The sequence below is a fragment of the Alteribacter salitolerans genome (assembly GCF_016901055.1).
In the GTDB taxonomy this organism is placed as follows: Bacteria; Bacillota; Bacilli; order Bacillales; family Salisediminibacteriaceae; genus Alteribacter; species Alteribacter keqinensis.
Genome location: NZ_JAFEUX010000004.1, coordinates 300,184 through 311,979 on the forward strand (window position 1 = coordinate 300,184; position 11,796 = coordinate 311,979).

Annotated in this window: 13 protein-coding genes and 1 other annotated feature; of the genes, 6 read left to right on the plus strand and 7 right to left on the minus strand. The window is 46.6% G+C overall.

Annotation, left to right across the window (positions count from 1 at the left end):
• Positions 1 to 144: 144 nt before the first annotated feature.
• Complete coding sequence (locus tag JSY36_RS10135) at positions 145 to 447, plus strand: PadR family transcriptional regulator (protein ID WP_205166296.1); 303 nt, start codon at positions 145 to 147, stop codon at positions 445 to 447.
• Between the two features lies 1 nt (position 448).
• On the plus strand, positions 449 to 1,018 hold the full coding sequence (locus tag JSY36_RS10140) for a DUF2812 domain-containing protein (RefSeq protein ID WP_205166297.1): 570 nt from the start codon (positions 449 to 451) through the stop codon (positions 1,016 to 1,018).
• Positions 1,019 to 1,311: 293 nt separating this feature from the next.
• Here the strand turns inward: JSY36_RS10140 and JSY36_RS10145 are convergent, their stop codons facing one another.
• Entirely contained in the window at positions 1,312 to 1,869 is a 558-nt protein-coding gene (locus JSY36_RS10145; protein WP_205166298.1) for a peroxiredoxin family protein, read from the minus strand.
• Positions 1,870 to 2,011: 142 nt separating this feature from the next.
• On the opposite strand from JSY36_RS10145, the gene JSY36_RS10150 reads away from it, so the two are divergent.
• Positions 2,012 to 2,359, plus strand: coding sequence for a hypothetical protein (locus JSY36_RS10150; RefSeq protein WP_205166299.1), 348 nt, complete (start codon positions 2,012 to 2,014; stop codon positions 2,357 to 2,359).
• Positions 2,360 to 2,641: 282 nt separating this feature from the next.
• On the opposite strand, the gene JSY36_RS10155 is transcribed toward JSY36_RS10150, so the two are convergent.
• A complete protein-coding gene (locus JSY36_RS10155) occupies positions 2,642 to 3,796 on the minus strand; it encodes a dicarboxylate/amino acid:cation symporter (protein WP_122897435.1) in 1,155 nt (384 codons plus the stop codon).
• Positions 3,797 to 3,987: 191 nt separating this feature from the next.
• Positions 3,988 to 4,243 (plus strand) — a binding site (T-box leader).
• 72 nt (positions 4,244 to 4,315) lie between these two features.
• Between JSY36_RS10155 and trpS the strand changes: the two genes are divergently transcribed.
• The gene (gene trpS / locus JSY36_RS10160) at positions 4,316 to 5,305 is read left to right on the plus strand and encodes a tryptophan--tRNA ligase (RefSeq protein WP_122897436.1); all 990 of its coding nucleotides are present in this window, start codon (positions 4,316 to 4,318) and stop codon (positions 5,303 to 5,305) included.
• A 258-nt stretch (positions 5,306 to 5,563) separates the two neighbouring features.
• Here trpS and JSY36_RS10165 read toward each other — a convergent pair whose 3' ends face one another.
• Both JSY36_RS10165 and JSY36_RS10170 read right to left on the minus strand, forming a co-directional pair.
• Entirely contained in the window at positions 5,564 to 6,316 is a 753-nt protein-coding gene (locus JSY36_RS10165; protein WP_205166300.1) for a YjbA family protein, read from the minus strand.
• A 78-nt stretch (positions 6,317 to 6,394) separates the two neighbouring features.
• Positions 6,395 to 6,619, minus strand: coding sequence for a YuzI family membrane protein (locus JSY36_RS10170; protein ID WP_205166301.1), 225 nt, complete (start codon positions 6,617 to 6,619; stop codon positions 6,395 to 6,397).
• 258 nt (positions 6,620 to 6,877) lie between these two features.
• On the opposite strand from JSY36_RS10170, the gene JSY36_RS10175 reads away from it, so the two are divergent.
• Entirely contained in the window at positions 6,878 to 8,191 is a 1,314-nt protein-coding gene (locus JSY36_RS10175; protein WP_205166302.1) for a CYP152 family fatty-acid peroxygenase CypC, read from the plus strand.
• A gap of 245 nt (positions 8,192 to 8,436) precedes the next feature.
• Here the strand turns inward: JSY36_RS10175 and JSY36_RS10180 are convergent, their stop codons facing one another.
• Positions 8,437 to 8,853 (minus strand): VOC family protein, encoded by a 417-nt coding sequence (locus tag JSY36_RS10180; RefSeq protein WP_205166303.1) that lies wholly within the window; start codon positions 8,851 to 8,853, stop codon positions 8,437 to 8,439.
• A gap of 118 nt (positions 8,854 to 8,971) precedes the next feature.
• On the opposite strand from JSY36_RS10180, the gene JSY36_RS10185 reads away from it, so the two are divergent.
• Positions 8,972 to 10,339, plus strand: a complete 1,368-nt coding sequence (locus JSY36_RS10185; protein ID WP_205166304.1) for an amino acid permease — start codon at positions 8,972 to 8,974, stop codon at positions 10,337 to 10,339.
• Here JSY36_RS10185 and JSY36_RS10190 read toward each other — a convergent pair.
• Entirely contained in the window at positions 10,320 to 10,952 is a 633-nt protein-coding gene (locus tag JSY36_RS10190; RefSeq protein WP_205166305.1) for a LysE family transporter, read from the minus strand. The genes JSY36_RS10185 and JSY36_RS10190 overlap by 20 nt on opposite strands.
• Positions 10,953 to 11,317: 365 nt before the next feature.
• Positions 11,318 to 11,605, minus strand: coding sequence for a hypothetical protein (locus JSY36_RS10195; RefSeq protein ID WP_122897443.1), 288 nt, complete (start codon positions 11,603 to 11,605; stop codon positions 11,318 to 11,320).
• Positions 11,606 to 11,796 lie beyond the last annotated feature (191 nt).

An 11,796-nucleotide genomic window follows, 5' to 3' on the forward strand; every position in this document is an offset into this window, starting at 1 on the left:
TTTGCCTAAGTTTTTTTCCTTATTACAAATAGTTTGCTTCAAATCCTTTCAATTAGAAAAAAATGGTGTTGACTATTCAGTTGAACTGTATTACTTTAATATTAAGTTGAACTAAATAGTCGAACTGAATAGAGGGGTAAAAATATGAAACATAAATTATTGCCGCTGTCTGAAACCATGCATTATATTTTATTAGCTCTGCGTGAGCCTCTCCACGGCTATGCCGTAATGCAGAAGATAGAAGAAATAAGTAACGGTACCGTTATTTTAGCTGCTGGTACTTTATACGGTGCAATTGAAAACCTGAATAAACATGGCTGGATTGAACCAGTAGGAAATTCAGGCCGGAAAAAAATCTATAAGATTACTGCAGAAGGTAACGCCATTTTAAAAATGGAACAGGAACGGCTATTGCATATTTTATCTTTGTATGAAGGAAGTGAGTGAAATGAAGAAGTTTAAAGTATTTTTTGATATTGAAAAAGAGGAGCAATGGCTGAACGAGCAATTACAAAAAGGCTATCGCTGTACAAATATTAGCGGCCCGGGAATATACACTTTCGAAAAAACTGAAAAGAGATATGTTATGCGCCTTGATTATCAGGATTATTTATCCAAGGAAAAGTACGAGGATTACAAAGAGGTGTATGAGGATTTCGACTGGAAGGATATTAAGAGGCCCTGGTATAGCGGCATTCGATACTGGCAAAAAGAAAACGATGCTCAAAATGAAATCTTCTCTGATCGTCAGTCAAAGGGAAATTATTATCAAAGAATAATGGGTTATTCGTTTTGGCTCGGTACGCTCTGTTTGACTTTTTCTTTTATGCTCTACATGGACTCGGGTTTATTATATCATCAAGGTCTTTGGAGTATGGAAGGTTCATTATTCTGGAAAGCATTGTTATTTGAAACTCCCTTTGTCCTTTTAAAGCTGTCACCGGCAATTATGATTGTTCTTTTCGGTATAAGTTTCTATAAAGCATATGGAAAATATTCGATGTTAAAAGAAAGATAACACGTGGAGGTTAAGGGCTCATTTCTTAATAAGAAGGCATCTTAAGGAAATGACGATTGAGTTCATTGTGTTGTGTAAACATTGTGAAGTATTAAATTTAAAGTAACAGGATCCTTTTAGGTAAAGAATCAAAAAAAATTAAGGACATGGAATTCAAGCTCCATGTCTTTATTTAAAGTAAAAACTATTGTTATTGAAAATTGTGATAATTACTTACGTTGTCTGGTCTGCGATTTACGATTAACCTCACAAGTAAGCCAGGTGGCTGAGAGGCACCTGGCTTTTTTTACTCTTTATTCATTAAAGAACGGATCCGACTCCAGCATCTGAGGAGACAGGCTACCTAAAATACGTTTGTATACTTTCTGGTTCTCATCTACAAGGTACACCGTCGGCATTCCGACGATTTCAAACTGTTCTTTGACCTGGCCGTCTGTATCGACGAACACAGGGAGGGACTCCCAGCCGCTGAAATACTCCTTGAGGTCGGCATTGGTATCAATGTCCTTTAAATGAACCCCGACGATTTGCGTGTCAGCCAGTCCTCCCGCTTCCTTCATCTCTTTTAACCCCGCCCAGTGCTCCGTACATACTTCACACCAGGTGGTAAAAAAGATGACGACCGCTTTTTGTTCCCCAATAACATCATAAAGGTTCTCCTTTACACCCTGCGTGTCCGGCAACGTAAAGTTTACGATCTGGTTTCCTTCATGAACGCCTTCATCTGCAGCAACCATCGCCCGCTGGGACAACGCCCAGTCGTGCTGTGACTGACTGGCCCAGAAAGCTCCCGCTGCCAGGAGCAGACACGTAATTACAAGCGGCCACTGCCGAAATCGTTTAACAACCATACCCATTCCCCCTAAAAAAGACTTGTCTCCTATAAAGGTATGTCCATTTACGGAAAAAATGAATAGGATGATTTTTTTACAATAGAACAAGGGGTTAGTTTCATCACGGATTGGGAAAACCATGAACTAAGGAGGGATACTTATGTCAAAAGATCATAAACATGACGTTCACGAAAACCATCCTCACGAGCACAGCATCGCCTGCGGTCACACGAAAATCCGTCACGGTGACCACATTGACTACGTTCATAACGGCCATCTGCATCACGAACATAATGGGCACTGGGACGAGTGTACCATTCCCGTAAGCGAAACCAACCCTGATGACTGCAACAAAATCAGCTGCGGGTGTAATCATGAAGAGGACTGCGGTCACGAAATGGTTCCCCACGGCGATCACATGGACTATCTCGTAGACGGCCGCCTGCACCACGTCCACGGTGACCACTGCGACGACCACGGTCCTGTAGAAATCGTTAACTTAAAGTAGCTGGTAGGTAAAAGCCTCTTCCTAAAGGGGCTTTTTCTCATGACACAACTCCCCCACAATTTTACACAAAATCGTGCGGGGACAGTCCCCCACCGCTTTAGAGAACAAAAGAGGTTGACACAAAAGGTCGGTTTTACCTTTTGAGTCAACCTCAAAGCAATGAGCAGAGCTGCTGCCCTCTTTACAGAGCCCGGCAGGAGTGGGTTTCTCCTGCCGGGCGTGCAGCGTGCGGAGCTATTTGCCAATCTCCTTTGTCCTTTCGGGACATCCTTTTGATAAGGTTTATTCTGCTGCACTTTCCTTCTTGCTGAACTTATTGACGATCATGTTAATCGCTCCGTCACCTGTAACGTTAGTGGCAGTTCCGAAGCTGTCCTGAGCCATATAAAGAGCAATCATCAGACCGACTGCGGCTTCTGAGAAACCAAGCTGTGTGGTGAGCACTCCGAGTGCCGCCATAATCGCCCCGCCCGGCACACCCGGTGCTGCAATCATGATCACACCGAGCATCGCGATAACGGGAACCATCTGACCAAATGTCGGTACAGAGTATTCACCGAGAACACTCATGACAGCCACTGCTGTCGTCACGATCGTAATGACACTTCCGCTCAAGTGAATCGTGGCACAGAGCGGCACACCGAAGTTTGCCACTTCTTCACGGACATTATTTTTCTTCGCCTGGGCAAGCGTAACAGGAATGGTAGCCGCACTGCTCATCGTACCAAGTCCGGTAAAGTAAGCCGGGAGCATTGTCTTAAGAGCTCTGAACGGATTCTGTCCTGTTACTGCACCGGCTGTGATAAACTGAATCACGATCCATAGCCAGTGAGTTGAAATCGCCACGAGAAGCACGACACCAAAGACGCTCAGTGTGTTGAACACTTCCCCTTCTGCTGCAATTTCAACGAAGATACTCGCAATGTATACAGGTAAAAATGGAATGATAATTTTACGTATCACAAGATCGATAATGTTTTTACCTTCATCAATGACTTTCATAAGCGTCAGGCTGTTTGTTTTCGCAATCCCGATACCAAACAGGAATGCGGCTACAAGTGCGGTTACAACGCCCATCAGAGGTTCAATTTCAAACTGGAAGAACGGCTGAAGCCCTTCACCTTCTGCTACAGGAGCTTGTTCCGTCGAAAGCATAGGCACAATGGCAACGGCAATAAAGAAAGCCACCACACCAGCTAAAAACGTGGAGAGGTAGGCTGTTCCAACTGTCGTACCGACCATTCTGCCCGACTCGCCGCCAAGCTTTGAGACCCCTGCTGCGATAAAGAATAAAATGATAAATGGAATAACAAAATTAATAAATTGCCCGAACAATTCCTTGATTGTCACAAAAAGCTGCGTAACCCCATCGATATTCATAAGACCGATTAAAATACCGGCTGCGATACCGATGACGAGTTTGAGTATGAGCTTCATCTTTTTTTCCCCCTGTTCTTCTTGTTGTACATTGTCCATGACACACGGACAAGTGTCTTTCGATATGAACATGCCTTATATCTTGCCTTCTTTTTGGATAAAATGCAAGTAGTGAGCATAAAGTTTTATTTTTCTGATAATTAGTCCTGTTGCTTATTGACCAGAGGTTCGCTATAATAGCTTCAATACATACGATTGCGATGAGAAAGAAGAGTACGCTTTTCCATGCATTACCAGAGAGTCTGCGGTTGCTGCGAGCAGACAGTGCAGATTGGCGGAATGGACTTTCGAGCATTCAAACCGAACAGCCGCACCCGGCTCAGTAGGCTTTGACGTTTCTCATACGTTACAATGAGACCCCTTCGCGTCATGCACGCCGAGGGTAATGAGTGATTTTTCCACTGAGGAAAAATAACCAGGGTGGCAACGCGGTCCATCGTCCCTGTTTTACAGGAGCGATGGGCCTTTTTGTATGCTCAAAACGCAACCGTAATCTCAAATCGAAAGGAAGATAAACGAATGAAAACCATCTTTTCAGGCATTCAGCCAAGCGGTACACTGACCATCGGTAATTACCTTGGTGCGATGAAACACTTCGTCGGACTCCAGGAAGACAACAACTGTTATTTCTGTATCGTCAACCAGCACGCCATCACCGTCCCCCAGGATAAAGAAGCGCTTAAAAAGCAGACCCGCTCCCTTGCTGCTCTTTACCTGGCCACTGGAATCGATCCGGAAAAATCCACTCTGTTCATTCAGTCGGAAGTTCCGGGCCACGCCCAGCTGGCATGGATGCTTCAATGCGTGAGCTACATCGGTGAGCTCGAGCGCATGACCCAGTTTAAGGACAAATCAGCAGGTAAAGAAGGCGTCTCAGCCGGTCTTCTTACTTATCCACCGCTGATGGCGGCTGACATTCTTCTCTACAACACCGACATCGTTCCGGTCGGGGAAGACCAGAAACAGCACCTCGAGCTTACCCGCAATTTAGCCGAGCGCTTCAACAACAAGTATAACGATATCTTTACCGTGCCTGAAGTGCGGATCCCGAAAGTAGGCGCCCGCATCATGTCACTGACCGAGCCGACGAAAAAAATGAGCAAGTCTGCCGAAAACCAGAAGAGCTTCATCTCCATGCTCGATGATGAAAAGACAATTACGAAGAAAATTAAGAGTGCCGTTACAGACTCGGAAGGAATCGTACGCTACGACAAGGAAAATAAGCCTGGCGTATCCAACCTCCTGTCCATCTACTCTCTTTTCTCCGACATGAGCATTGAAGAGCTTGAAGCGAAATACGAAGGCAAAGGCTACGGGGATTTCAAAGGTGACCTGGCAGAGGTGGTCGTTGCGGCACTCAAGCCGATCCAGGACCGCTACAATGAACTCATCGGGAGCGATGAGCTCGACCGCATTCTGGATGAAGGGGCGGAAAAAGCAAACCGCCACGCCCGCAAGACCCTTTCGAAAGCAGAAAGAGCGATGGGACTTGAGAGGAAGCGCAGATAGGTATGTTTGGAGGACCGTCCGTTGGGGCGGTTCTTTTTTATGGAGAACTTTCTTTGATTTATGCAGACTTTTCACGGTTTTATGGAGAATTCGGGGCTGTTTATGGAGAACTTCAGACCATTTATGCAGACTTTTGGCTCACATAAAGAGAATTAGTCAATTTACGACAAAATTCGACCTCTACCTCCGCACTCCCCCCTCACAAAAAAACAACCGGCAAAGGAACCCTCTTCCCCCACCGGTTGCTCATCCAATCTCCTATTTCACACTCTCACCCTGCTGCAGATCCCACAGCTTCTCGAAAAACGGCTGCCCCTTGATCATCGCCTGACAGTAGTCATCATGCTTTTTTGACCAGCCGTCCTTAATATCCTCAAACAGCCCGTCCCAGCACTCATCAAATCCACAGTTCTGAATAAACGCATACTTCTCAGGAGCCCACTCCGTATACCAGTACCGAAGCTCCGCCAGCGTGGCTTCCGCATAAAGCTGATCCAGCGCCATAAACAAAATCTGCTTCACCTGCCGCTCACGGCGGATCAGCCCGTGCATGAACGACGGATCCGGCGAAAGAATATGGTACTCCTTTTCAGGCGCCCCGTTATAGTAGCCCATAAAGTACTGACGCATAGGCTCGTCCTTCACAAGCTCAAGCACCTGCCCCTCCTGACGCGGCACCATCCGACTCTTCCGCACAGGCGTGTGGTACCCCATCGTATCCACCACAAGACAACGATCCCCGTCCGTTGCAACAAAACAATAATCGAGTTCCTGGCGCTGACTGTTCTTTCTCACATAGCTCTGCTGGTGTACATCCGCCAGAAGCTCCTCCGGCAATTCCTGAAGCGAATTCTCTATGTAGTCAAAAAGATCCTCACTCAGCTTAATAATCACCGCCTGATCCAAAAGCTCAATCCGGTCCTCTTTCCGCCATTCAAAAAACTCACACACGTTGTATCCGTTCTCTTCACCTTCAAACCAGTTTACCCATACGTCCCTCAAGTGCAGCATCGCTTCGGAACCCCCTTGCACATTGGCTTTTTTGTTATTCCTAAGTATGGGCAGACACTATCCAGTTTATTCCACACTCTATATATTTTTCTCCTCGTCCTCATTTTTCCCGGGATAATAAATCGCCAGCCAGATCATCCCGATCCCCGCAAAAAACAAATACGACTCCAGCCTGAGCGCCATAAACAGCACATACTTCATAAACGAAAATCCCACCGTAAACAAGTTCAGGTACGCCACAAACGTTATCCCGCCCAGCACCGAAAACCCAAATCCCACAAACAGTCCCACCACGCGAAACATCTGCTTTGCACCTCCTCTTTCTTCAATACTATGTGGGAAAAAAAGAAGCATGTCCGAAACCTCACAGCGGATTGTCTTATCCCTTTCTCCTCTTATCACAGACCAGCCGATTTCCGGCCGGGGCCATTCTTCAGAGCTTCAGCCCAGAATCAGATCCCCTCCGCCCCGCCTAAACCTGAAGTTTACAGAAACCACCAGAGCGGGAATAACCAACTGTACTCGGGAGAAATCTACATAAAAATAAAAAGGAGATGACCTATGAACGTAAAAACCCCCATCCCAAAAGCAAAAGGTTTTGACAACACACTCACTCTCATTAAAGAAGGCTTTGATTTTTTACCAAAGAGGCGGCGTGAGCTCGGCTCCGACATGTTTGAAACCCGTCTTCTTGGCAAAAAAGTCGTCTGCATCGGCGGTGAAGATGCAGCCAAAGTATTTTATGACAATAACTTGTTCAAGCGAAAAGGTGCCGCTCCTGCACCGCTGAAAAAGTCTCTTCTCGGAAAAGGCGGCGCCCACGGCATGGACGGGGAACCCCACAAGCACCGGAAGCGGATGTTTCTCTCCATGATGACACCTGACCGCCTGGAAGAGTTAAAGCGCATCGTCATCCGTCAGCTTGACGCCAAAGTCACAGAATGGGAGAAGATGGACAAAGTCATTTTTTTCAACGAAGTTCAGGAAGTACTGACCCGCACCGGCTGTGAATGGGCAGGCGTTCCATTGGATGAAAAAGAAGTCAAACAACGAACCCGTGAACTGGCTGCCATGGTCGACTCTTTCGGCGGTTCAATTACCCGGTTCAACGCTGGAAAAAAAGCAAGGGAAAGCCAGGAAAAATGGCTGAAAGGAATCATCAAAGCCATCCGGAACGGGGAGCTCGCCCCACCGGCCAACACCGCTGCCTATATCATTGCAAACCATCGTGAAATGAACGGGAAGCCACTTGACGATCACACTGCTGCAGTTGAGTTAAACAACGTCATCCGCCCGCTCATTGCCACAGCCTACTATTTAACTTTCGGTGCTGTCGCACTGTTTGAACACCATCAAGTGGTTCAGAAAGTAAAAGAAGACAAAGACAACTACAGTCACATGTTCGCCCAGGAGGTGCGGCGCTACTATCCGTTCGCCCCGGCGATGGCGGCAAAAGTGAAGCAGGACTTTACCTGGCACGAGTACCAGTTCAAGAAAAACATGCTTGTCGTTCTCGATATTTTTGGGACGAACCGCCATCCCCTATCCTGGGACAACCCCGATGAATTCCGCCCGGAGCGCTTTAAGGACTGGAAGGAAAGTCCTTTTTCCTTTATCCCGCAAGGAGGCGGTGATCATCATATTGGCCATCGCTGCGCCGGGGAGTGGATGACCGTACTTATCATGCGAGCTTTCTTCAAATATGTAAGTGACCACGTGAGCTACACGGTGCCCAAGCAGGACCTGAGCTACAGCATGTCCCGGATGCCCACCATCCCGAAAAGCGGCTTTGTGATTACCGAAGTGAAAAAGACGAAATCGTCAACGAAGGACCTTGAGAAAACTTCCAAAACCCAGACTGTGATGAAATCATAAAGAAAAAGGCTGTCTCAGTAGTTTTCACCTGAGACAGCCTTTTTTAGATTTTCTTTAAGCCACTTCTTTGTAAAAGTAAGTACACCACCTGCGAAATTTCCTCACTGTCATGTACCTGCATGGCAAAAGCAGGCACACCATCCACCGCATTTACGCTCCACCATGTACAGACTTCACAAAAAAAGTTGACTATCTAAGGCTTTTCCCCAGTTTGATCTCGAAAGTGACCCCCATTTGCATTCGGCTTACCGATTCTCTTTCGAAAAGTTCAAATCCCAGGTTACGCCGAAGGGATCTTTTATCTTCGCATATTTTGCGTCCCAGAACGTGTCCTGCAGCTCCATTAATACCGTTCCTTTTTCTTTTAACCGGTCGTACAGGGTCATGATTTCCACTTCACTGGCCAGTTCGAGAACAAGGGCCACGTGACCTCCTTCAGTAACGGGCTGGCCGGGGAACGTATCGGAAACCATGAATACCAGTTCCCCCTTTTTAAATCTTGAATGAAGGATACGGTTTTCAGCCTCAGGTGGTGTCGGAAAGTCCGCTTCGCCAAACGTCTGCTTTTCCACCACTTCTCCCTCAAATACTTCACTGTAATAGCCGAGTGCTTCTGTTGCCTGTCCGTCGAAGCTCAAATATGGTGTTGCCTGCTGTTTCATCAACATCATCTCCCTGATAATTATTTGCATGCCCCATCTCTTTTCGCCAGCTTTTACATAAACCCTGCCACTTTTCCTAAAAATAAACGGGTCAGGAAAAATGGAGGTGGCCATTTGTATGGGTTCCAATGCAGAGAAAAGTGCTGAAAAGAAAATAAACTGGCTGCAGCTTGCCCTCCTCGGGGTTGCTGCCACCATCGGAACGGGCTTCTTTCTCGGATCTACGATCGCCATTCAAATGGCAGGTCCCTCTGCTGTTTTCGCCTATATTATTGCCGCTATCGGAACGTATTTCGTATATGAAGCCTTGGCAAAAATGACGATCGACGACCCTCAGACGGGTTCTTTTCGAACGTATGCCAGCAAGGCTTTCGGACACTGGGCCGGGTTTACAAGCGGATGGGTGTACTGGGGATCGGAAATTCTAATCATGGGAAGTCAGCTCACGGCTCTTGCCATCTTTACACAATTCTGGCTTCCAGGCGTTCAGCTGTGGATTTTTGCAGCCATCTATGCGGCTTTGGGAATTTTTGTGATTCTCCTCGGCTCTTCGGGCTTTGACCGGGTGGAAAATGTCCTCGCCGTCATGAAAGTGGCAGCCATTCTCATGTTTATTATCCTGGCCGTCATTGCCATCCTCGGCTTTATTGGTGTAAAGCCCCCGGGAAGACTCATGGTCCCCAGAGCCTATGGCGGCCTTTTTCCTAACGGAGTAAAAGGGCTTCTGCCTGCCCTTATTTATGGATTTTACGGGTTTGGAGGTATTGAGATTGTCGGTCTGTTAACGGTCCGCCTGAAGAAAATGACCGACGCAACGAAAACGGGAAAGGTTATGCTGTCTACGCTCGCCCTTATTTATGTCGCTTCCATCGGCCTTACGATTCTGATGGTACCGTGGGATACATTCGCCAGTGACCAGAGTCCGTTCGTAACCGCCCTTACAAGGTACCGAATCCCGTATGTGGTGAACCTTTTTAACGGGGTATTTATCATCGCCGGATTCTCAACGATGGTGGCATCCATGTTTGCTGTGATCCGGATTCTGACCGTCCTTGCCCAGGACAACGATGCACCTGCTTTTTTAGGCAGAAAAATACACGATAAGGTCGCCCTGCCTGCCATCAGCTTTATGGCATTCTGGGTTATCGTGTCCGTGATTCTTTCTATTTTAATGCCGGGCAAAGTTTATGAATACTTCACTACCGCCGCCGGCATTATGCTGTTGTATAACTGGCTGTTTATTTTAGCTTCATACGGGCGTCTGCAGGAGCTCACCGGGTTTCAGCAGTTCAAACGGTTCGGCGGCATTCTTCTCGTGGGCCTTGTCATTTTCGGTACACTGTTTCACGAGACGAGCAGACCCGGCTTTTTTATCAGCCTTATCTTTGTCGGTCTCGTTGGCATCATCACTTTTTTCATGCGCAATCACTGGAACAAGCCGAAAACACCGGACGCACCGAGCCTGTTTACAAAAATAAGACGTTAAATGCCTGTACAGCAAAATAAATCCCGAATCCGATGAGTGATGTTCCTGACAGGATCGAGACAAAATAAAGGAAGCGGTCAGTAAGTACCCGCTTTAAGCTGCTGGACAGAAACGCCATCGTCAGATCCCAGACGACGATACCGAGAAAAATCGCTCCTGTATAAATGATAATCTGCTCGATTCCATAATCACTCACTGTTTTTGCCAGAACAGATCCAAAGATCCCGAGCCAGAACAAAATGGTAAGAGGGTTAAAAAGAGACATCATAAACCCCGAAAAGAACGACTTTGTGTAGGTCTGGACCTTTCGGTAATCCTCTTGGATCATCGTGATTTCTCTTGCCCCTAGAAGGCTTTCGATCCCTGTATACACAAGGACGAAGAAGCCGAACAGCCATAAAAAAACCTGAATAAACGGCACGTCCATTAAATGAACAAAGCCAAGAAACACAAGAAGCATGTAAAAACCATCAGCTGCGGTAGCTCCCAGGCCCACAAGCCACGAATGGAAAAAACCGTTTTTAATTCCCCGGTCGAGCTGGGCCGCATTCACCGGCCCGATCGGTGCGGCAAGTGATAAGCCTAAGAGTACGTAGGTGAAAAATATCGTCATCGATCGCCCTCCATCATAAGAAGCTTCGCTTGTACATCTTATTAGGACGAGGAGGAAGTTATCACTAATGTTTTTAATTCGTTCAAGGGGGATTTTTCATAAACGCTCTGTTAAACTCATATGTTGATTTACGCTTACCACACTCCCTTTCCGCGGGGACGCCGGTGAGCCTCCTCGAGGTTTATACCTGCTTCTTCCTCTACCAGTAACGCTACGTAGATATATGCGTCGAAGCAACTCGTAGCTTATTGTGGTGAAACCGCTCGTCGCTCCCGCAGGAGTGTCGTGCGTTCGCTGCAATCAACTTTTCTAATAAACCACCAATAAGCCAAAAAAAAGCCGGACTAATCGCCCCGCTTTTCACATCATCCTTTTTTCTTACCCTGAAACTCCACATCGAGCTTCTTTCCCCCCGCTGTGAGATAGGAATACACATCCATTTCAGGATCGATTTTCAGAAGTCCCTGTACATAGGGCTTCACAAGATCTTTAAAGTCTTCTGTGACGCCTTCATTTTCGAGTACGCCGAACACATACATCTTCTTGTCTTTCATTAAAAAAGTCAGGTATCCGACAGGTTCGTTATTTTGTGTAACGATGTTTAATACTTGTGAGTCTTCCTTAAAAAACTCCGGCGAAAAATAAATTTGCAAGGTAAGCCCTCCCTTACCCTACATTATTTCCCTTCCTGAAAAGGATCATGTATAAAGTCTGTGCTCCTCTGTATAAATAGGGAGTTAATTAGTTGCGGGACTGCTTCTGTTTTTGACAGATCCATATGAAAATAACAACAACGTCCTTACTAGTGCTTTATTAACCCCTAAGTTTCTCCTTCCGCAGGCAA

Bases quoted from the DNA above. Each gene is read 5' to 3' on its own strand.
- JSY36_RS10180 (WP_205166303.1), bottom strand. From the start codon at position 8,853: ATGAAACAGCAGGCAACACCATATTTGAGCTTCGACGGACAGGCAACA.
- JSY36_RS10175 (WP_205166302.1), top strand. From the start codon at position 6,878: ATGAACGTAAAAACCCCCATCCCAAAAGCAAAAGGTTTTGACAACACA.
- JSY36_RS10155 (WP_122897435.1), bottom strand. From the start codon at position 3,796: ATGAAGCTCATACTCAAACTCGTCATCGGTATCGCAGCCGGTATTTTA.
- JSY36_RS10165 (WP_205166300.1), bottom strand. From the start codon at position 6,316: ATGCTGCACTTGAGGGACGTATGGGTAAACTGGTTTGAAGGTGAAGAG.
- trpS (WP_122897436.1), top strand. From the start codon at position 4,316: ATGAAAACCATCTTTTCAGGCATTCAGCCAAGCGGTACACTGACCATC.
- JSY36_RS10145 (WP_205166298.1), bottom strand. From the start codon at position 1,869: ATGGTTGTTAAACGATTTCGGCAGTGGCCGCTTGTAATTACGTGTCTG.
- JSY36_RS10135 (WP_205166296.1), top strand. From the start codon at position 145: ATGAAACATAAATTATTGCCGCTGTCTGAAACCATGCATTATATTTTA.
- JSY36_RS10185 (WP_205166304.1), top strand. From the start codon at position 8,972: ATGGGTTCCAATGCAGAGAAAAGTGCTGAAAAGAAAATAAACTGGCTG.
- JSY36_RS10140 (WP_205166297.1), top strand. From the start codon at position 449: ATGAAGAAGTTTAAAGTATTTTTTGATATTGAAAAAGAGGAGCAATGG.
- JSY36_RS10170 (WP_205166301.1), bottom strand. From the start codon at position 6,619: ATGTTTCGCGTGGTGGGACTGTTTGTGGGATTTGGGTTTTCGGTGCTG.
- JSY36_RS10190 (WP_205166305.1), bottom strand. From the start codon at position 10,952: ATGACGATATTTTTCACCTACGTACTCTTAGGCTTATCACTTGCCGCA.
- JSY36_RS10150 (WP_205166299.1), top strand. From the start codon at position 2,012: ATGTCAAAAGATCATAAACATGACGTTCACGAAAACCATCCTCACGAG.